Origin of the sequence: Pelotomaculum sp. PtaB.Bin117 (genome assembly GCF_002067195.1) — a bacterium.
Classification (GTDB): Bacteria; Bacillota; Desulfotomaculia; order Desulfotomaculales; family Pelotomaculaceae; genus Pelotomaculum_D; species Pelotomaculum_D terephthalicicum.
In genome coordinates this window covers 1-18,935 of the sequence record NZ_MVQM01000178.1, presented here as the reverse complement: position 1 = coordinate 18,935, position 18,935 = coordinate 1, and the positions used below count along the sequence as shown (strand labels likewise).

Genomic DNA, 18,935 nt, shown 5'->3' with positions numbered 1-18,935 from the left:
GTTCATCCTATTTTTATATTGTCCACATATGAAAACATTTTATGTCCTTGCCTGGTGAGCATGAAACTTAACCATATTACACTTACAGCAATGCACAACTGTAATTGCCTGGCGTAAATCCACTGGTTTTGACTTAGAACAATCAACAACATTGACAATATCAGCATGATTATCAATGCTGATATTTTTAACCTCTTTCGCCTCGCGGGCGAAATAATCGGCGCCGCCGGCGAGTCCACAGGCGCCAAGAGGATAATTGCCGACAACCCCACTATGATGGCTAAAGCTGTCAGCACATCGGCATACGATTTATCCAGCATGGATAGTTTCATCGCCAGGAGTGCAATCGCCGGATAGACGGTAACGGTAATTATCCCGCAGCGCCAGGGGGAGTTGGAGTGGGCTCCGCCCGCAGAATGCCTGAACAAAAACGCTATGGCGATACCGGCGGCCGTACCCGGCAATACGCCCAACAACATTCCCAGGATTAACGCGACGGCAATACTAAGCAGATTAAGCGTCAACACCTCAATCACATAGGTAAGAACCAGTTCCTGCTCATGTGAAAGCCCTGTTTTTACCGTTAAATAATTAGCCCAGCGCTTGCTGAAAAAAAGGTAGCTCAAATCCTCCACACTCCTTTAGCCCCCAATAAGTTCATTACATGCAACGACTTGTTTGCAATTTCTAATATTACTGTTTATTTCCTCAAATACTCCCAAATTCCTGCCAAATAGCGGATAAATTTTATTCAATATACCAACATGCTTCGACAGATATCAACAATGTTATATTTCTTCACCAAGCATAAGCCGTGTCCAGATTAATTAATTTAAGAATAAGCAGGAATAACGGGATAATTTATGGAAATTACCATAAATAAATATTTATGGAGTTATTAATGATTACAATTGTTAAAAGCACTGCGTTGCATGGCCTTGATGGGCAGATTGTTGAGGTGGAGGTGGATGTTTCCAGAGGTTTGCCCAGTTTTGACCTGGTCGGGCTGCCCGACACCTCCGTCAGGGAGGCCAAGGACCGCGTCCGTTCCGCTATAAAAAATTCCGGCTTTGAATTTCCGGTCAGGCGAATAACAGTAAACCTGGCACCCGCTGATATCAAAAAAGAAGGGCCAATGTACGATTTGCCCATAGCGCTAGGAATACTCGCCGCCACCGGACAGATTGAGCCTTTACGCTGCAGCGATTATGTATATTTGGGCGAGCTGTCGTTAAACGGCTCTTTGAGAGGGGTTTCCGGTGTGCTTCCCAACACTTTGGCGGCCAGGGAAGCGTGCCTGAGTGAAATAATCGTTCCTGCGGAAAACGCGGGAGAAGCAGCGCTGGTCGAGGGGATAAAAGTTATCCCGGCTTCTTCCCTCGCAGAACTGGCCGGGTTTCTGCGCGGAGAAAAAGATATTAAGCCTTTCAAACTGGACCTTGACAGATTAATGGACTCAGCTTGTGATGAAGAGCTCGATTTCACGGACGTAAGGGGACAGCAGGCAGCCCGGCGGGCGCTGGAAGTGGCGGCGGCCGGAGGGCATAATATAATCATGCTGGGCAGTCCGGGCTCCGGAAAAACCATGCTGGCGAGGCGCTTGCCAGGGATTCTCCCGGATCTGACCTTCCCCGAAGCTATTGAAGCGACAAAAATTCACAGTCTGGCCGGCCTGCTGCCTCCCGGCCGGCCGATGGTCACCAGGCGTCCTTTCAGATCTCCCCACCACACCGCTTCCACAGCCAGCATCATCGGCGGCGGCAGGGTTCCTAAGCCCGGGGAGGTTTCTCTCGCTCATAATGGAGTTCTTTTCTTAGATGAGATGCCGGAGTTTCACAAGGACGCCCTGGAAGCCCTACGCCAGCCTTTGGAAGACGGGGTGGTGACAATATCCAGAGTAAACGCCAGCATCACCTACCCGGCCGGCTTGATGCTTGTCGCCGCCTGCAATCCCTGTCCTTGTGGCTACTACGGCGATGCCGCGCGGGAATGCAAGTGCACCCCTTATCAGGTTGAACGATATATTTCCCGGCTTTCCGGCCCTCTCCTGGACCGCGTGGATATTCACATTGAGGTGCCCAGACTTTCTTTCGAGGAAATCGCGGCAGGCAACAAGCCGGAAAGTTCCAAAACTATCAAAAGGAGAGTGGAAGCGGCCCGGGCGATACAGCGGGCGAGGTTCGGCGCGGCGGCACAAGAAGGTGATACCAAAAATAAATTTCCGGCAAACAATGCCCGGATGGGTCCTGGAGAAGTGCGCCGTTACTGCAAAATGACCAAGTCCGCGCGCAGCCTGCTAAAAGAAGCCTTTAAGCAATTGTCTTTAAGCGCCCGCAGCCATGACCGGATCTTAAAAGTAGCCCGCACTGCCGCCGATCTGGAAGGTTCCGAACTGATCGAAGAATCCCACGTGGCTGAAGCGATCCAATACCGTTCTCTAGACAGGCGCCGCTTAATTTAAGGATAGTCGCCCTCGCAAAAAGCAATTAACGAAAAAGAAAAACTATTGGAGGAGTATAAAAAGATCGACGGAGCAAGGGAATACTATTGATATCAATTATTTTTTATTTAGTTTTATTCTGAAATTCGAAATTCACTTTTCCGTCCCGTCCTAATATTAGGCTGGCCGCAAATTCCTTACCGGTTTTCGATTTGAACCCCTTGATTTCCCCGGTTTTCTTTTTTTGCAACAGTTTTCTGGCTTGGGTTATGCTGATCTTTTTTCCGGCAATTTCTTTCCAGATGGCAAATTTACAGCCGGCTTGATAACCACTGCAGGAATAGCTTTTGGGGAATTCCAGCACGTCGCTGGAACACAGCGGGCATTCGCCCAGTGCTTCACGGCCCCGGTTATCCTTGTTTACCAGTGGTTCTTGCTCCCTGGTCAAATCCACGACCTTTCTAGTGAAGTCTATTATACCGGTCATGAACTCTCCCGGCTCTACTCTGCCGTCCTCAATATCCGCCAGAGCCTTTTCCCACCGGCCGGTCATTTCCGGGCTTTTAATGATTTCGGGCGCTATGCGGACCAGGCTTGTGCCTTTTTCTGTAGGGTACAGTGTTTTCTGTTTCCTTGCGATATAGCCTACGTTAATCAGCCGTTCAATTATAGCAGCCCGGGTGGCCGGGGTGCCCAGGCCGTGCCCCTTCATGGCTTCTTTCAGTTCATTGTCCTCCAGCAGCCTGCCGGCGCCCTCCATGGTGGACAAGAGGGTGGCCTCGGTGTACCTCTTGGGCGGTTTTGTTTTCTTCTCCCTGATCTGCGCACCGTCGGTGAGCACCGCTTCCCCCCGGGTCAGTTCAGGCACGGGCGTATTCTCGTCATGCTCCTTCTCTTCTCCCTGGCCGTACCGATCCGGGGAAGCGGGAGCATAAACGGCTTTCCAGCCCGGCTCCAGTTCCACCCTGCCGGTGGTAAGGAATTTTTCCCCCTCTGTTTCAGTAACCACCCTGGTCTGCCTGTACCTGGCCGCCGGGAAAAAAATGGCCAGAAATCTACGCGCCACCAGGTCATATATTTTGCGCTCGTCAGGAGACAGCGCTCTCATATCGGGCTTTGTTTCCGTAGGCAGCAGGGCGGTATGATCGGTTACTCTCCCGTCATCCACATATCTTTTCCCGGGCGCGCCGGCTTTACTTGCCTTCTCTGCAAACGCGGCGTATTCTTCCACGGTGGCGACGGCGGCAAATCGCTTGCCTAAAGTACCGGCCAAACTCTTTGTTATGTGCCTGCTTTCCGTACGCGGGTAAGTAATGAGCTTTCTTTTCTCATAAAGCGCCTGCGCTATTTCCAAGGTTCCGGCCGCCGGCAGGCCGTACTTTTTGTTGGCTTCTTTCTGCAGGTCATTCAGGTTAAATAAAAGCGGCGGCGGCTCGCTCGCTTCTTTTTGTTCAACCTTGGCCACACACGCTGGTTTGCCGGCAACCTTCTCTTGAATCTGCCGGGCGGCGTCAGGGCTGTCAAACCTGTCCCGCTTTCCTTGAAACCATTTGCCTGTATAGCTTTGACTGTCTGCCTTGGTGAACACTGCATAAAGTTCCCAATAAGGAACCGGCGTGAATTTTAAAATTTCTTGTTCGCGATTAACGATCAGGGCAAGAGTGGGGGTCTGCACCCTGCCCACCGACAGCAAGTTGTTATGTCTTACGGTAAAAGCTCTGGTAGCGTTTAACCCGATGAGCCAGTCGGCCCGGCTGCGGGCCTGGGCCGACTGGGCCAGGAGGTCCAGTTCGGCGCCTGGACGGAGTTGCGCGAAAGCCCTTTTCACCGCGTCCGTGGTGGTTTCCGAGAGCCAGAGCCGTTTAAACGGCTTTTTGCAGTTGATGAAATGATATATATAGCGAAAAATCAATTCCCCTTCGCGGCCGGCGTCGCAAGCGTTGATTAATAGCCCCACATCTTGCCGTTTCACCAGGTTATTGATTATTTTCAGTTGTTTCACGGTTTTTTGTATTGGCTTCAGCAAAAATTTTTCCGGTACGATGGGCAATGCGTCCAGCCGCCATTTCTTTAATCTTGAATCATAGTCCTCCGGTTCAGCCAGGGTCACCAGGTGTCCTATGGCCCAGGTAACAATATACTCATTGTTCTCCAGGTATCCGTCCTTTTTGTTAAACTGCCCGATAACCGCCGCCAGGTCCCTGGCCACAGACGGCTTTTCGGCGATGATTATGGTTTTAATCTCCCGCACCCCTCGGTCATATTTTTTCGGAGTTCATCCGGACCAAACTCTCAATACTATTGTACTTTACAATACAATGCATTTTTAATCCGCTCCAACGCTCTTTCAATTTGCGCTCTGGGGCAGGCAAAATTAAGACGCATAAAGGTATTTCCCTCCACCCCGAACATTGCGCCGGCATTAAGCACAACCTTTGCCTGCCGCAAGATGCACTCCTGCAGTTTATCCCCCGCCAACCCGAAAGCACTAAAATCCAGCCAGGCTAAAAAAGTGCCTTCCGGTTTATAATAGCCTATTTGCGGCATTTCCCGCGCCAGATACCGAGCAATAAAATCCCGGTTTGCCTCCAGATAAACCAGTAGTTCATCAAGCCACGGCGCAGCCTGGCCGTATGCCGCCATACATGCCACCAGGGCGAATATATTCGGCCTGGCATAGCCTTCCCTGGTCAGCATCCGAACATAGGCATGGCGCAAATACTCATTGGGAATAATCAAATTGGATATGTGCAAACCGGCCATATTGAAGGTTTTATGCGGTGAAGTGCAAACGATCACACTTTCTTTCGCCTGCGCAGCCACATTTAAAAAATTAATATGCTTATTCCCGCTGTACACGATGTCAGCATGAGCTTCATCGGATATAATCAAGATATTATGCCTGGAACAAATTTCCCATAACCTTTCTAATTCCTCGATGCGCCATACCCTGCCCACCGGATTATGCGGGCTGCAAAAAATCAGGAGCTTACATTTATCATCAATCTTGGCGCTTAAATCATCATAATCCATTTCATAGCCGGCAGCTGTTTTTTTAAGCGGATTGTAAACCAGCTCTCTGTTATTATTGATTACCGCCCTATGAAAAGGTGGATATACCGGGGTTTGAATGATCACCTTATCGCCCTCTTGAGTAAAAGTTCTAATCATCCGGTTTATGCCGGCGACAATGGTATCACTCACTAAGAAAGCCCTTTTATCCACATGTAAATCCTGCCTGCCGGCAAACCAGGCGGACACTATATCCTTATATTGCGGCTGATAGCCTCCCACATAACCATAAGCACCCTGTTCAGCACGCTTGATAATGGCAGCTTGAACAACCGGGGGCGAAGGAAAATCCATATCAGCGACCCATAAAGGCAGCAAATCTTCCCCGGTCAAGCCGAATATTTCCTCCAAGCCATCATGTTTTATTGAATAACTACCTTTTCTGGAATATGGCGCGTCAAAATCCATGCTAGCATCAACTCTCCTGTTCGCAATATATTCGGCTATTCCGATTTCGCCAAAATGCGGCTCAATCATCAGGCTCTTGATGTTCCGTCTCTTGTTCGTCCGCCTGCCATTTATTAGAAAGCGTTTTCAATATGTTCTAATTTTTTCACCTGACTTTCGCGGTCAAATAAAATCGCCACAACGTCAAACCGGCATGCGGAACCGGCTTTTCCAAACGCTTTCAGGTAGTACCAGGCTAACTGGCGCAGCTTTTTTTGCTTCCGGACGGTAACACTTTCTTGCGCCAAGCCGAACAGGTCTCCGCTTCTCGTCCGCACTTCCACAAAAACAAGAACACCGCCATCCAGGGCTATTAGATCAAGTTCACCCAGCCGGCAGCGGTAATTCCTGCATAATATCCTATAGCCGTTTTTTTCAAGGTATTGTGCCGCGGCTTCCTCACCCTGCCGCCCCAATAATTTTCGCCGTATTGTCATTCAACCTCACCTGGCGCGAATTTGATTAACATTGATTAATGCTGAATCCACCACCGGGCGGAAGCCTGCCCGGTGAATCGGACATGGTCCCAAGCGGGCCAGCGCTTTCAGGTGCTCCGGCGTCGCGTAACCCTTGTGCCGGTTGAAACCATATTCGGGATATAATTCATGATAGGAATCCATGATATGGTCCCGCTCCACCTTGGCCAGTATTGAGCCGGCAGCGATAGAAGCGCTTAAGCCGTCACCCCCGACGATCGGCATTTGCGGTATCTCCAGCTTCTCAATGCGGAAACCGTCCACCAGAACGTAAGCAGGCTTCACCTTGAGCCCCGCAACAGCCCTGCGCATGGCAGTCAGACCCGCATGGTGAATATTTTGGGTGTATATTTCTTTTACCGTCGAGATCCCGACAGCCCAAGCCAAAGCTATTTTCTTAATCTGCCCGACCAGCAGTTCCCTTTTCTGCGGTGTGAGTCTTTTTGAGTCATTTAAATCAGGCAGGTGAACTTTCTCGGGCAATATCACCGCAGCGGCCACCACAGGACCGGCCAGCGGGCCGCGGCCCGCCTCGTCTACTCCGGCCACCGGGTGATAACCGTTGGCTCTTAGATCGTCCTCATAGACAAATAGCTTTGCCAGGCGTCGCGTCTCTGCAATTGCGGCGCTTTCAGCTTTTTTTAACTTACGGTAAATTTCTCGTACTCCAATTCGTTGATCTTTCGCCATCGCGAGAACAAACTCTTCGCCTGCTCCCATTGGGCCGTTAGCAAGCTCTTTTATCTCGGCGATAGATAAACTGGATATTTCCAATATGTTTACCCCCAAAATATTTGTAAAAGTGATATAAATATTAATGATTTCGATAGCTCACCTTAATATCCCTGCTCTGTTAATAATATTCTTCAAATGATTAAACGACTATTTACAATAGCATGTAATTAATTTAGGCCTGTCATTAGCGGCATATTCATAGCCTTGCTGATGAGCGCTATACTCGTAGGATTTGAAGGGGGACAATTTTATTTTTAATTCTTAATTTATTAATGCTATAATAACCTAAATTTAATTATTGCCTTTATATGCTGTAAGCTACCTCTACCGCAGTGAGTAGCTTATAACAAATTGACCAGCAACAGTGTCAAATCTAAAATCAGGGAGTTGCATAGCCGCATGAGATTTCGAAATGATATAGCAAAGGTGAAGAAATTCTTTTTGGCACTCTTAGCAATGGCGTTGTTATCCGGATTATTTCTGGTAAGAGTTGCGTACACAAGGGGTGATGTCAAATATTATTCTTTGAGCTCTCCTCAAGTAATTATTAATAATGGTCCTATCGGCTCATTCGACAATCTTAGGACACATACTCTTTCTATAGTGGAATTAAATAAAAACGGCTATAGATTTTGGGGATATTATACGGGCAGAGGCGGTAACAAAATAAACACTGACATGGGACTGGCTTACAGTAATGATTTAATTAACTGGGTAAAGGAAGATATCTCCCCCGTGGTGAAAAACTTACGTTGGGGTGCCGTGGTCGTGGTTGACGGAGTCATTAACATGTTTGGTACGAGAAATTATGGTGGTGATACCTATATCGTCCGTTCAACATCGGAAGACGGCAAAAACTTCAAAGAGCAAGGAATAGTGGTACCGTCAGTTAGTTTTTCCGACAACCCAATCAGGGGATTTGAGCCGGTTGACAATAACAGGATACTTGTAGATAATGACGCCTGCTTTTTCCCATATTTATTTGACAACCAGTTGAATGGTGTCTATTCGCACCGATACGAGAACAGCACATGGGAATTGTTCAGAATGACACATAATTTTGATTCAAAAAACCAAATAAAACTTGAGGAACCTGCTGCTGACTTAATGATTAATATGACAAAACAACTTACGGCAAATTTAATCCTCCCCGACGGTGCAGTGAAGAAAGTTACCACCGCTGCTACCCGGGCAACTTCGGATAACTCAATCGCCACGGTGCGAAAAGGTATAATCACCGCTAAAAAAGAAGGGACCGCCGTAATAACAGTTTCCTTCGGAGGTGTCAGCGCCACTGAATATATTAATGTCAAAAGCACTGAAACCTGACATCAATTATGTTTTTTATAAAAGGGGTACCGTCAGTATATGCTAAAACGTAATCTACCGGCTGATAAGCCGGTATTTTTACTCCAACCCATATGGATATAACAAAAGCTTTTATTTACCAAACTACATATTTTACGTTCTAGTATGATTATTTCAGGCATATCGTTAACACCTGCAATGCTATTGGGAAGTTGGTTGGGATATAAATTAATAAGTAAACTAAGTGGTAGTAAATACAGCTTACTTATGAACATTGTTGTGCTAATAAGTGGAGTATTGTTAATTATTGAGCCGGAAGATTTTCTGCCATGTTAAAATCATAAGCATATTGCTTAATTATAATAACACTACAACAATTATCCGGTTAGCGTGCGATTTTTCCGTATCGTGAGCAGACCCCAAGATTAAATAAAAAATCCAACCGCTGTTCAGTTGGACTGTAGTTGCTATATATTTTCCGGATAATCCAATGTTATCCTGCCAAATTTGCCTTCGCGAAATTCTTTCAAAACATTATGCGCGGATTTTTGCAAATCTACCACACCGCCAGACCCGATAAATCCCCTGCTCATACCGATCAATTCGAGCAATTCACCTGCATCTTCCGGTAGGTCCTGGAGTTTGTAACGCTTCTTGATGGCTTCCGGACAGTTTTTCGCCAGCCACTTGGCCAAGCGCCCGGCCACATCATAAATGTTAAAAACCTCTTCCCTGACAGCGCCGGTAACTGCCAGGCGGAAAGCGGCTTCCGGGTCCCCAAACTTCGGCCATAAAATGCCCGGGGTGTCCATTAGTTCGAGATTGCCGGCCATCCTGACCCATTGCTGCCCCCTGGTGACGCCCGGCTTGTATCCGGTCCTGGCGGCCCGCCGGTCTGCAAGTTTGTTGATCAGGAATGACTTCCCCACATTTGGGATACCCAGCACGATACAGCGCGCGGCTCTCGGCCGCCGGCCCGCTGATATCAGCGAATCCATCTTGGGCGCGGCCAACTGACCGACCAAAACCGGCACAGCCCGCACTCCCCTGCCGCTGCGCAAGTCGACCGCCGCTGCGGGAATACCTGAATTGATGAATTTTTTCAGCCAGATCCCGGTCAAATCCGGATCAGCCAGATCGCTTTTATTTAATATCACCAGCTTTGGCTTGCGGCCGGTTATTTCGTTAATGTCAGGATTGCGGCTGCTTGCCGGGATCCTGGCGTCCAATACCTCAATTACCACATCGACCAGCTTTAAGTTTTCCTTGACTTCCCTTTTGGCTTTGGCCATATGACCGGGGTACCATTGAATATCCATGCTACCGTACCACGCCGGCCCGGCCGGGCGGCCAGTAAAGAACCACCGCTTTACCCACAATCAATTCCTCCGGCAGAAATCCCCACTTGCGGCTGTCGTCGCTGTTGTTCCGGTTGTCACCCATCATGAAATAACTGCCTTCAGGCACTTCTACCGGTCCGTAATTCTCATTGATGCGCAATCCCTTAGGCAGATATTCTTCCGGTACAGGCTGACCGTTTATGTATAGAACACTATTTTTAACCGCCACTGTTTCCCCGCCCACCGCGATAAGCCGCTTAACAAAGTTTCTCTTTGGATCAAGCGGATATTTGAATACTACCACGTCTCCCCGCTTTGGTTCCTGAAAGTGGTAATTTAATTTACTTACTATAATACGGTCGTTCTCTTTCAAGGCAGGTTCCATGGAGCCGGAAGGAATATAAAACGGCTCCAGAATAAACAACCTGATCACTACAGCCAGCAGGACCGCTATTGCTACAGATTCTATAATTTCTCTATAAAACGGCCGGTTGCCCTTTTCAGGTGAAGATATCTCATTATTACTTTCAAACAGCACTTTACTGCCCCCTCGGAATGGAAGAGAAAAGACTCTTATCTTTTATCATCGTAAAGTAAAAAATAGGGACTGCTTTTATGCCCAGTCCCTTTTTCATCATCTTTTATCACGCTTATCCTGGATACGGGCAGCTTTGCCATGCAGCTTGCGCAGGTAATACAGCCTGGCCCGGCGAACCCGGCCTCTTCTCACAACGTCAATGCGTTCGATTTTTGGTGTGTGCATGGGGAATGTTCTTTCCACTCCCACCCCGTAAGAAACCCGTCTCACTGTAAATGTTTCGCTAAGTCCGCCGCCCCTGCGTCTGATTACGACACCTTCGAAGACCTGGACTCTTTCCCGGCCGCCTTCTACCACTTTAACATGCACCCGGACAGTGTCTCCCGGGCTGAAATGTACAATATCCTTCTTCACTTGTTCCTGTTCAATCATATTTATTAAATTCATTTCTGAGATTACCTCCTTCCATATACTACGCTCAACAAAAGCAATTATATCATAATATTTCAGAATACGGCAAGAATTTTACCGATAAACAGATAGTTAACTTAATTCAAGATTTTGCAGATCCTTAATCACTTTTTTTATTATTTCTTTGTCCTCGTTGTTTAATACCGCCTGCTCCATCATTTCGGGACGGCTGGCCAAGGTGCGCAGCAGGGACTGGCGTCTGCGCCAAAGTCTGATCCTCTCGTGATGTCCGCTCAAAAGCACATCGGGCACAACCATGCCACGGTATTCCCTCGGCCTGGTATAGTGAGGATATTCCAACAAACCGTCACTAAATGATTCTTCCTCGGCGGAAGCCGCCTCGCCCAATACGCCGGGAACCAGGCGGGCGATCACATCCACCACAACCATTGCCGGCAACTCGCCGCCGGTGAGAACATAATCTCCAATAGACACCTCGTCGGTTACCAGTCTTTCCCGCACACGCTCATCCACACCTTCATAATGGCCGCAGATCAAGACAAGATGCTCCTCTCCGGCAAGTTCCGCAGCCAGTTCATGGCCCAAAGGCCTGCCCTGCGGGCACATCAATACCACGCGGCGAGGCTTGCAGCCCCGCAGCGCGGTTATATGCTCGACCGCGCCGAACAAAGGCCCGGGGCAGATAACCATCCCCGCGCCGCCCCCATAAGGAGTATCGTCGACTGTACGGTGCTTGTTTGTGGAATAATCCCTGATGTCAACCAGATTAATTTTAATCAAGCCGCGCTCTTGCGCCCTTTTCAAAATGCTTGAGCTAAACGGCCCGGCAAACATTTCCGGGAAAAGAGTCAGAATATCAATAATCATAAAAAGCCACCATTATAATTTTGCCGCCAGCCAAACGGCGCCGTGCATCAAATCAGGTATTTTCTAGTCTCCCAGTCCCTCCGGCAGTTGAACCACCATACGCCGCCCCTTAAGATCAACTTTCTGCACCACTTGTTTTAAGGCAGGGACGAGCAATGGCCTGGCTGCCTCAGTTTCAACCACATAAACATCATTGGAGCCGGTCTGGATTATATCGGCAATTATACCCAGACGCTCACCATCTGAGTCAAAAACCTCTAAACCAATCAGGTCGAAGATATAAAAGCTTCCTTCCGGCAAAGGCACCAGTTCATCGCGGGTAACAACCAGAAACCCGCCCTTCAATTCACCGGCGGCGTTCATGTCTTGGATATCTTTAAATTTTATAATGATATACTTCTTATGAAAATGCGTGTCCTCAATACTTAGCTCCCTTAATGCATCATTGATCAGAACCTGTACTCGGGCCATCTTTTGAAAACGCTCGGGATAGTCCGTCAGCGGCAGTACCCGGAGGGCGCCGCGGCTGCCTTGGGTGTTCAGGATTTTACCTATGCGTATATATTCTTCAGCCATTGTTTTCCCTTCCACAGGAACTATCCTTTACCTGATGTCGGTTATGACTCCATCCTGTAATATGATTTCCACTCCAAGCACCCGCCGCCAATCGTCACCTACTTTTATTTCCACGGGACTTTCCATTTTCCCGTAAAACACTTCAGAACCCAGCGGCAACTCGCCCACTTCTTTAAGCCTGTCGATCAGTTTATGCCGGTTTTCCTCCATGCGCTGCCGCTCCTGCCCAAGATGCTGCCTCGCCGCTGCTACTCCCTGCGGATTTTTCTTTTCCAAATCGACAGTCAGCCGCTTCTCTTGATAATCCAGGCGCTGCAGGTCAACTTCCATCCGGCGTATAGCATCCTGAAGTTCTGCAATCGCATTTTTCTTATAATTATCGGTAACCTTAACCTTGACCAGAACCGGCCTGATCAGAGTCAGACTTTCCATCCCGGAAACCTCCCGCAAAATCCGCTACTTATACAATTTCAACCAAAACTCTTTTTTTATGCCTGGTTGCCGCGGCTTTGACTACAGTACGGATGGCCCTGGCAATGCGACCTTGTTTTCCAATTACTTTCCCCATATCCTCCGGAGCTACCTTAAGCTCTATCAAAATGGATTTTTCCTTTTCCACCAAATGCACATTAACTTTTTCAGGCTGGTCAACGAGGGCTTTGGCCAGAATTTCCACCAGTTCTTTCATAAGCGTAAAGCCTCCTAATCTACTGACCCTCACCCGGCGCACTTTTCAACACGCCGGCTTTATTAAACAAAGCCTTTGCTGTTTCGGACAGTTGAACCCCCTTTTTCAGCCAATCCAACGCCCTTTCCTCATTGATGTTGATTACCGCCGGATCCTTCAACGGATCGTAAAACCCGATTTCCTCAATGAACCGGCCGTCCCGCGGAGAGCGCGAATCAGTGACCACAATGCGGTAAAACGGTTTTTTCTTTGCCCCCATTCTCTTTAAACGGATCTTAACCATACAGTTCACCTCCTGTCTTTCTGTTTAGCTGTTAAAGAAAGGAATCTTCGGCATTTTACCGCCTTTCTTCAAAGTTTTTTCCATGTTGACAAACTGCTTCATTATTTTTTTTGTTTGTTCAAACTGCTTTAACAAGCGATTAACATCCTGAACTGAAGTACCGCTCCCTTTGGCAATCCTTCTTTTCCTGCTGCCGTTTAACAGCTTTTCCGGCTCCTGCCGCTCGGGGGGCGTCATTGACTGGATTATAGCCTCGATGAATACCAGTTCTTTCTCATCAACCTGCAAGTCTTTTATCTTCTTTGCCCCGCCCAGACCGGGGATCATGCCTAATACTTGTTCAATGGGACCCATTTTCTTTACCTGAGAGAGTTGCTCCAGAAAATCATCCAGCGTAAACTCCATGTTCCGGATTTTTTTCTGCATGCTCGCCATTTGCTCGGCGTCATAATTTTCCTGGGCCTTCTCAATTAATGTTAACATATCCCCCATGCCCAGGATCCGCTCGGACATCCGGTCCGGATGAAAGGGTTCCAGCGCGTCCAGCTTTTCACCGACACCGGCAAACTTAATCGGCTTTCCTGTGACTGCCCGGACAGAGAGAGCGGCTCCCCCCCTGGAGTCCCCGTCCAGCTTGGTCAGCACAATTCCATCGAGGTTAAGACGCTTGTTAAATTGCTCGGCAACGTTAACGGCCATTTGACCGGTCATGGCGTCGATGACTAAAAGAACTTCATCGGGTGCGAGAACCCGGTTCATGCTTTCCAGTTCACTCATCAGCTCATTGTTTACTTCCTGCCTGCCGGCCGTGTCAATGATCACCAGGTCGTATCCGTTTGCCGCCGCGTTTTTTACAGCAGCCTGGCTGATAGCCGCCGGATCCTGCTTTTCCCCCATGGTAAAAACAGGTATGTCCATCTGCTTGCTCAGCACCTGCAGTTGTTTGATCGCCGCCGGCCGGTAAACATCCGCTGCAACCAATAGCGGCCGCTTGCCTTGCTTGCGCAGCAGGTTGGCCAGCTTGGCGGATGTTGTGGTTTTACCGGCCCCGTTTAAACCAACCATCATTACCACGGTAGGCGGGTTCGGCGCGATTTTGATTTTACTGTTCGCGCCGCCCATCAGCGCGGTAAGTTCATTATGCACAATCTTAATCACATGCTGAGTCGGGTTGAGACTGGCGTGTAATTCCTGTCCCACCGCTCCTTCTTTGATACGGGCCACAAAATCCCTGACAACCTTGAAATTTACATCAGCCTCAAGCAGCGCGATGCGCACTTCCCGCAGCGCCTCATTTACATCTGTTTCGGTAAGCCGGCCTTTCCCTCTTAACTTTTTAAAGGTTTCCTGCAATCTTTCAGCCAGACTGGCAAACACCGGAACCCCTCCTAACAATACCGTGGATAAGGTTAAATCCCCGCTTTTAATCTGGGGATAAGGTCAACTCCAAGACTTCGTTTAATATTTCCCTGGCCCGCAATACCTTGCCGGCTTGCCCTGTGGACTTGTATTCGTCCAGCAGGGAACCCGCTTCGAGCAGCTTTTCTCTTTGCGCCAAGAACTTTTCCACCAGGCCCAATTTCACTTCGTATTCTTCCAGCAGCTGGCCCGCCCTTTTCAGCGTATCGTGAACAGCCTGGCGGGTAACTTCAAACTCCCCGGCTATCTCCCCAAGAGACAGGTTTTGACTGTAATAGAGCTCAATAAAATTTTTTTGACGGTCAGTCAAAAGTTGTCCGTAGAAATCATAAAGCAGATTCATCCAAGCAACTTTTTCCAACACCGGTCCGTCACCTGCTTGATCCCAAAAATTAAATTCAATAACCATGCCACAACACTATCAAGGCAATTCGCTTTACGGGTATATGATACTCAATGTCGGCCGCCGTGTCAAGTAAATGACTTGACATTTTCAAAACTGCCCAATAATCGAAATGGATGGTATTTTTTTACTATTTATTATCGATACGGGTGATATAAGATGGGGCTGTCGAAAGGTCAACGGCAAAACAACAAATCCCATAATAATCCAAAAAGAGATCCCATTCACTATCATAGTGTTACGGGATCTCTTTTTAGAGCATGATTTTGGGCCTATTGTGGGGGTAAGAATCAACTGCTAAAGTAGATTAGGGCTAAACGGATTATTGTCCGAGCAGCCTTGGCAGCCACAAACTAAGTTCTGGAATATAAGTGAGAATTAACAGACCTATAACATACAAAGCTACATAAGGCATAACCGAGGAAGAGATTCGGGCCATTGGTTTTTTTAAGATACTCTGAACTACAAATATATTTAACCCGAACGGCGGGGTAAACATACCTATTGATAAATTAACGGCAAAGACTATCCCTAAGTGCAGCGTATCAATCCCCAGAACGCGCGCCGTCGGCAACAAAAGCGGAGCCAGGATTAATATGGCTGCGCCAGGTTCGAAAAAGCAACCCACAATCAGCAGCAGTACGTTAAGAATCACTAAGAACATAATAGGCCCCAAACCGCTGAAGCCTTCGACAATCAACTGGGGAATCTGGGCCATCGTCGCAGCCTGGGCAAAAACAATACTGGCCGAAATCAAGAGAAAAATCTGCCCTGTGATACGGGACGCGTTCATTAAGATAGGTATGGTTTCGGACCATTTTATATCTTTTAAAACAAAAACCCCTATGACAAAAGAATACACTGCCGCTATCGCTCCGGCTTCCGTGGGAGTGAAGACTCCAGCATAAATCCCTCCCAGGATTAAAACCGGAAGTACAATCACCGGCAGGCCTCGAATAAAGGAGCGGCCAACTTCAGCAAAATCAGTTTTACCGCCAGCCAGATTACTCCTCTTATATCTGACAAACAGATAGACACTGATAATGGCTACAATGACCAGGCCGGGAATAAAACCTGCCTGAAAAAGCGTGGCTACGTTGGTATCCGTGGCCACCCCGTAAATGATCATAATAATACTGGGGGGGATAATTGTGCTGAGTGCCCCCGACGAAGTGATGAGTCCCAGGGAAAGTTTTTCCCCGTGAGCCTTTTCCAGCGGTTCGTTGATTACTTTCCCGAACGTGGCCGCCGCCGCCGGGGCCGAACCGGATATGGCTCCAAAAACAGCATTGGCCAACAGGCAAGATATCGGCAATCCCGCCCGTACGTTTTTCAGCAGAGAAATAAAAATATCAATCAGCCGTTTTCCCATCGTACTTGATTCGATCAGAGCCCCGGTTAAAATAAAAAAAGGAATTGCCAGCATACTTGGCTTCGTGAGGCTTTCATAGAGGCCGACGAAGACCGCCGACAGGGCGACATGGTTCACAAAAACCTGCAAGTAAATGGCTGCTGTCAAAATGGCTAGATAGATCGGAACATTTATGATCAGCAAAACAGCCAGGATTAGAACAAGCGGCAAAATGACAAAAGTCATCTATTCAATCAACTCCTTTTTCCTGGACTAAATTCCCGGGCTAAATTTACGATACAAGTTATGATCGTAAGTGTCATGCATGCTGCTACGATGGCAAAAAGCAAATACTGGGGCCATTCGAGGATAGGTGTGGCGCTTTTTAGCTCATAGTTTTGTTGAATGATGCCCAAACCCGCTTTCACGATCATAAAATATAACGTGATAGTCAACGCCCAACGGATCACGCCAAAGATTCTTTTGATAACGGGATGTTTTTTTAAAAATGAATCAATTACATCAATTGAAAGTTGATCATTTTTGGCTTCTAGCTGGATCTGAATAATAAAAATAAGCATTACAATTAATAATATGCTTAGTTCATCGATCCAAGGTAATGCATGGGAAAAACCGTATCTTAACACGGCATTAATGGCGACTATAAAAGTGCTTACGCCCAAAAAAATGCCGGCGATAAAGCCAGGTGTTTTCTGCAATATTCTAAAAATGCCCATATAGATCCTCCTCCCACTGTTAATTAATCAAATCAAGGGGCTGCTCATAGGTATTCACAAACCCCTTGATCGATTTTCACTGATTTATTTTTCCCTGCTTCCTATTTATAGTTATCGATGGCAACCTTTAGCGCATCATATATCTTTTGGTTTTCCGGCCCACCGCTTAAATATAACTCGTGAGCGGACTGGGTGGCCTGCTTGATCTGGGCATTGAATTCGGCTGAAGGCTCAACGATTTGTACCCCGGCGGCTCTAAATTCTTTATTCCAATCTTCGTAATATTGCTTGACATAGTCGTACATGTGCTCTGTTATTGTTTCCATGGCCGTTTCGCAGATTGTATCTCTAATATCTGCCGGCAGGCTGTCCAACCAGGTTTTGCTGCTCATAAAGGTGCTGAGAACACCCGCCTTTGGCGCCAACAGAAGATTCTGGTGTAACTGGTAAAGTTTCATGGCCCAGAAAAGCGAGGGATCAGCATAAACGCCGTCTATGGTGCCTTGCTGGACAGCCGCGGAAAGCTCAGCAGTATCGAGAGTTGTTGCGGACGCTCCTAAGGAATTAATTACTTCTTGGGAAATCGCATTGGGGAAAACACGAATCTTCTTACCTTGAATGTCTTCCATACGCGTAATCGGATCCTTACTTAAAATGGTTATGTCGCAAGACTCTACCCAACCCAGCGGCACCATGCCCTTTGTGGCAAGATAAGCCGCTAGTTCTTTATCCCCGCCGCTATTCATAATTCTGGCTGCCTGGGCGCCGTTGGCAAAGAAATACGGCAGGTCAAGAACACCTATGGCTGGCGCAACAGTCGCATAATAACCGCTTGGAATAATTACTCCCTGGACACTGCCGTTTTGCAGCCCCTGAATCATTTGTTGCATCGTGCCCAGTTGACTGGCCGGATACAGTTCAACCTTAACTTTGTCTCCCAATTTTGCTTCCAGACGTTGCTTAAATTGTTCCATCGTTTCATTTTGCATTTGGGGCTGAACCGTTACCGTACCAATCCGCATTACATATTGTTTTTGGGAATCACCGCCATTGTTCGTTTGGCCGGCTTGATTTGTACCGCCGCAACCAGCAAGCCCGATAACCAAGATTAAAGAAATTATTACGGCTATGATGCACTTTACTTGAAATTGCTTTTTCATTTCCGCATACTCCTTTTCAATTATGAATTTTCTTTCAATGTCATGCATGTTATAGAACATCTCACTAGTCACCGCTAAATCTTGGAAGTTTAGCTCTCGCAACTCCTATACCCAGTTTGAACCATTATAGATACAATAAGAGCACCTGATACTCGGATATCCTTAAATATTGGGGTAGCAACTAGTTAACCATATTCCATTGTTTAGCGGTAATATTTCCCAGTACAAATGACTAAATCTTATACCTAAATGGTTTTCCACCACCTTGTCGGCAAATAAAACCTTTTCTTATAATCAATTGCCACAATGCTGTCAGGTAAGGAGTCCAGGGTGGAATAAAAATCACGCTTTGCAAAATCATGTAGAGTAATAGATTTTTTGCATCCCTCCTTTCAAGCTATGGTAATTTAATACCACAATAGCACTTATATAGTTTCATAAATACAGTCTTTTCTCTTGCTTTAATTTATATAACCGCCGGGTTGTGGACAGTGTGGGTAACGCTGAACGTTATCCAAGTCCTGTGGTCAACTTGGCAAGGTGTCCACAGGACGGCGCTATCCACAGCCCATCGGCAACACAGGAACATCTATTATTGCTCTTCTCTATTTAGCTTATTTTTTAGCCCGTTTTTCAGCTACAATACATTCGACCGCTTCAAAC

The 18,935-nt window shown here is 47.4% G+C and carries 20 protein-coding genes; 2 read left to right on the top strand and 18 right to left on the bottom strand.

The features are described 5' to 3' along the window. Positions 1–2: 2 nt before the first annotated feature. Entirely contained in the window at positions 3–635 is a 633-nt protein-coding gene (locus A4E54_RS14880; RefSeq protein ID WP_286726585.1) for an accessory gene regulator ArgB-like protein, read from the bottom strand. 266 nt (positions 636–901) lie between these two features. Here A4E54_RS14880 and A4E54_RS14875 point away from each other — a divergent pair, with 266 nt between their 5' ends. Beyond that, a complete protein-coding gene (locus tag A4E54_RS14875; RefSeq protein ID WP_240083408.1) occupies positions 902–2,461 on the top strand; it encodes a YifB family Mg chelatase-like AAA ATPase in 1,560 nt (519 codons plus the stop codon). A gap of 103 nt (positions 2,462–2,564) precedes the next feature. On the opposite strand, the gene A4E54_RS14870 is transcribed toward A4E54_RS14875, so the two are convergent. From A4E54_RS14870 to rnhB, 4 genes are all read right to left on the bottom strand, one after another. Further along, entirely contained in the window at positions 2,565–4,691 is a 2,127-nt protein-coding gene (locus tag A4E54_RS14870; RefSeq protein ID WP_286726583.1) for a DNA topoisomerase III, read from the bottom strand. A gap of 47 nt (positions 4,692–4,738) precedes the next feature. Beyond that, complete coding sequence (locus A4E54_RS14865; protein ID WP_286726582.1) at positions 4,739–5,920, bottom strand: MalY/PatB family protein; 1,182 nt, start codon at positions 5,918–5,920, stop codon at positions 4,739–4,741. 113 nt (positions 5,921–6,033) lie between these two features. Next, positions 6,034–6,396 (bottom strand): YraN family protein, encoded by a 363-nt coding sequence (locus A4E54_RS14860; RefSeq protein WP_240083411.1) that lies wholly within the window; start codon positions 6,394–6,396, stop codon positions 6,034–6,036. Between the two features lie 6 nt (positions 6,397–6,402). Next, positions 6,403–7,212, bottom strand: a complete 810-nt coding sequence (gene rnhB, locus A4E54_RS14855) for a ribonuclease HII (protein WP_240083432.1) — start codon at positions 7,210–7,212, stop codon at positions 6,403–6,405. Between the two features lie 357 nt (positions 7,213–7,569). Between rnhB and A4E54_RS14850 the strand changes: the two genes are divergently transcribed. After that, positions 7,570–8,499 (top strand): hypothetical protein, encoded by a 930-nt coding sequence (locus A4E54_RS14850; protein ID WP_240083412.1) that lies wholly within the window; start codon positions 7,570–7,572, stop codon positions 8,497–8,499. 446 nt (positions 8,500–8,945) lie between these two features. On the opposite strand, the gene ylqF is transcribed toward A4E54_RS14850, so the two are convergent. The 13 genes from ylqF to A4E54_RS14785 form a co-directional block, all read right to left on the bottom strand. Beyond that, the gene (ylqF, locus tag A4E54_RS14845) at positions 8,946–9,797 is read right to left on the bottom strand and encodes a ribosome biogenesis GTPase YlqF (RefSeq protein ID WP_240083433.1); all 852 of its coding nucleotides are present in this window, start codon (positions 9,795–9,797) and stop codon (positions 8,946–8,948) included. Position 9,798: 1 nt separating this feature from the next. Further along, the gene (gene lepB, locus A4E54_RS14840) at positions 9,799–10,353 is read right to left on the bottom strand and encodes a signal peptidase I (protein ID WP_240083434.1); all 555 of its coding nucleotides are present in this window, start codon (positions 10,351–10,353) and stop codon (positions 9,799–9,801) included. Between the two features lie 99 nt (positions 10,354–10,452). After that, entirely contained in the window at positions 10,453–10,803 is a 351-nt protein-coding gene (gene rplS, locus A4E54_RS14835; protein WP_240083414.1) for a 50S ribosomal protein L19, read from the bottom strand. A gap of 96 nt (positions 10,804–10,899) precedes the next feature. After that, a complete protein-coding gene (gene trmD / locus A4E54_RS14830) occupies positions 10,900–11,655 on the bottom strand; it encodes a tRNA (guanosine(37)-N1)-methyltransferase TrmD (RefSeq protein WP_286726580.1) in 756 nt (251 codons plus the stop codon). Positions 11,656–11,718: 63 nt separating this feature from the next. Next, positions 11,719–12,231, bottom strand: a complete 513-nt coding sequence (gene rimM / locus A4E54_RS14825; RefSeq protein WP_240083416.1) for a ribosome maturation factor RimM — start codon at positions 12,229–12,231, stop codon at positions 11,719–11,721. A gap of 27 nt (positions 12,232–12,258) precedes the next feature. Further along, a complete protein-coding gene (locus tag A4E54_RS14820) occupies positions 12,259–12,663 on the bottom strand; it encodes a YlqD family protein (RefSeq protein ID WP_286726579.1) in 405 nt (134 codons plus the stop codon). Positions 12,664–12,691: 28 nt separating this feature from the next. Then, complete coding sequence (locus tag A4E54_RS14815; RefSeq protein ID WP_240083418.1) at positions 12,692–12,919, bottom strand: KH domain-containing protein; 228 nt, start codon at positions 12,917–12,919, stop codon at positions 12,692–12,694. Positions 12,920–12,938: 19 nt separating this feature from the next. Next, positions 12,939–13,202 carry a 30S ribosomal protein S16 gene (gene rpsP, locus A4E54_RS14810; RefSeq protein WP_240083419.1) on the bottom strand — a complete coding sequence of 88 codons (264 nt, stop codon included), beginning with the start codon at positions 13,200–13,202 and terminating at the stop codon, positions 12,939–12,941. 24 nt (positions 13,203–13,226) lie between these two features. After that, complete coding sequence (gene ffh, locus A4E54_RS14805) at positions 13,227–14,579, bottom strand: signal recognition particle protein (RefSeq protein ID WP_286726578.1); 1,353 nt, start codon at positions 14,577–14,579, stop codon at positions 13,227–13,229. A gap of 46 nt (positions 14,580–14,625) precedes the next feature. Continuing rightward, positions 14,626–14,982 carry a YlxM family DNA-binding protein gene (gene ylxM / locus A4E54_RS14800; protein WP_240083435.1) on the bottom strand — a complete coding sequence of 119 codons (357 nt, stop codon included), beginning with the start codon at positions 14,980–14,982 and terminating at the stop codon, positions 14,626–14,628. Positions 14,983–15,346: 364 nt separating this feature from the next. Next, the gene (locus tag A4E54_RS14795) at positions 15,347–16,621 is read right to left on the bottom strand and encodes a TRAP transporter large permease (protein ID WP_240083421.1); all 1,275 of its coding nucleotides are present in this window, start codon (positions 16,619–16,621) and stop codon (positions 15,347–15,349) included. A gap of 8 nt (positions 16,622–16,629) precedes the next feature. Then, a complete protein-coding gene (locus tag A4E54_RS14790; RefSeq protein WP_240083422.1) occupies positions 16,630–17,112 on the bottom strand; it encodes a TRAP transporter small permease in 483 nt (160 codons plus the stop codon). A 101-nt stretch (positions 17,113–17,213) separates the two neighbouring features. Next, positions 17,214–18,272: a TRAP transporter substrate-binding protein gene (locus A4E54_RS14785; RefSeq protein ID WP_240083423.1), complete on the bottom strand. Its 1,059-nt coding sequence runs from the start codon at positions 18,270–18,272 to the stop codon at positions 17,214–17,216. Between the last annotated feature and the right edge of the window lie 663 nt (positions 18,273–18,935).

What these genes read in the sequence shown, in the direction of transcription:
- A4E54_RS14875 (WP_240083408.1), top strand. Translation starts at nt 902, where the DNA reads ATGATTACAATTGTTAAAAGCACTGCGTTGCATGGCCTTGATGGGCAG.
- A4E54_RS14865 (WP_286726582.1), bottom strand. Translation starts at nt 5,920, where the DNA reads ATGGATTTTGACGCGCCATATTCCAGAAAAGGTAGTTATTCAATAAAA.
- A4E54_RS14860 (WP_240083411.1), bottom strand. Translation starts at nt 6,396, where the DNA reads ATGACAATACGGCGAAAATTATTGGGGCGGCAGGGTGAGGAAGCCGCG.
- A4E54_RS14850 (WP_240083412.1), top strand. Translation starts at nt 7,570, where the DNA reads ATGAGATTTCGAAATGATATAGCAAAGGTGAAGAAATTCTTTTTGGCA.
- ylqF (WP_240083433.1), bottom strand. Translation starts at nt 9,797, where the DNA reads ATGGATATTCAATGGTACCCCGGTCATATGGCCAAAGCCAAAAGGGAA.
- rplS (WP_240083414.1), bottom strand. Translation starts at nt 10,803, where the DNA reads ATGAATTTAATAAATATGATTGAACAGGAACAAGTGAAGAAGGATATT.
- trmD (WP_286726580.1), bottom strand. Translation starts at nt 11,655, where the DNA reads ATGATTATTGATATTCTGACTCTTTTCCCGGAAATGTTTGCCGGGCCG.
- rimM (WP_240083416.1), bottom strand. Translation starts at nt 12,231, where the DNA reads ATGGCTGAAGAATATATACGCATAGGTAAAATCCTGAACACCCAAGGC.
- A4E54_RS14820 (WP_286726579.1), bottom strand. Translation starts at nt 12,663, where the DNA reads ATGGAAAGTCTGACTCTGATCAGGCCGGTTCTGGTCAAGGTTAAGGTT.
- A4E54_RS14815 (WP_240083418.1), bottom strand. Translation starts at nt 12,919, where the DNA reads ATGAAAGAACTGGTGGAAATTCTGGCCAAAGCCCTCGTTGACCAGCCT.
- rpsP (WP_240083419.1), bottom strand. Translation starts at nt 13,202, where the DNA reads ATGGTTAAGATCCGTTTAAAGAGAATGGGGGCAAAGAAAAAACCGTTT.
- A4E54_RS14795 (WP_240083421.1), bottom strand. Translation starts at nt 16,621, where the DNA reads ATGACTTTTGTCATTTTGCCGCTTGTTCTAATCCTGGCTGTTTTGCTG.
- A4E54_RS14790 (WP_240083422.1), bottom strand. Translation starts at nt 17,112, where the DNA reads ATGGGCATTTTTAGAATATTGCAGAAAACACCTGGCTTTATCGCCGGC.
- A4E54_RS14785 (WP_240083423.1), bottom strand. Translation starts at nt 18,272, where the DNA reads ATGAAAAAGCAATTTCAAGTAAAGTGCATCATAGCCGTAATAATTTCT.